Source organism: Paraburkholderia sp. SIMBA_030 (assembly GCF_046535245.1).
Lineage (GTDB): Bacteria > Pseudomonadota > Gammaproteobacteria > Burkholderiales > Burkholderiaceae > Paraburkholderia.
This window is the reverse complement of sequence record NZ_JAWRXB010000118.1, coordinates 1-394: the sequence shown is the minus strand read 5'-3', so window position 1 is coordinate 394 and position 394 is coordinate 1. Positions and strand designations below refer to the sequence as shown.

The 394-nt window shown below is 62.9% G+C and carries 1 protein-coding gene; it reads right to left on the bottom strand.

Going from position 1 to position 394, the window contains the following annotated elements:
* Window positions 1-394: hypothetical protein (locus tag SB772_RS39280; protein WP_410838426.1), on the bottom strand; the 394-nt coding region annotated here is incomplete at both ends.

Here is a 394-nt window from a genome sequence, read left to right as displayed (position 1 = left end):
CAAGAAAACCAGCGAGTGCCGCAGGGCGACGAAGCCGAAGACTACACTCGCCGCAGCGCCACCGAATATGTTGACAAGGATGAGGCCGAAGGCCGCTCTTGCGCCCGCAAGCAAATCCAGCTGCATCAGCATCGACGCTACGGTAATCGGTATGACCAGCGCTGTGGCGAAGCGATCATTTGTCAGGCAGATGGCGACAGCGCCCAGCAATATCGCTCCGCTTGCCAGCGCCCGGGGTATCGGTCTCTGATGATGGATAGCGGGCGGCTGACCGCTGCCAATAAGTCCGCGGTGGGGAAAGGCGGCGTGCGCTGCCCAGCCCCAGACGATACCCTCGACGATGCCCCCCACCAGCAGCGCGAGGATCGAGCTGCCGAGGTCGTAGTGCAGCAAC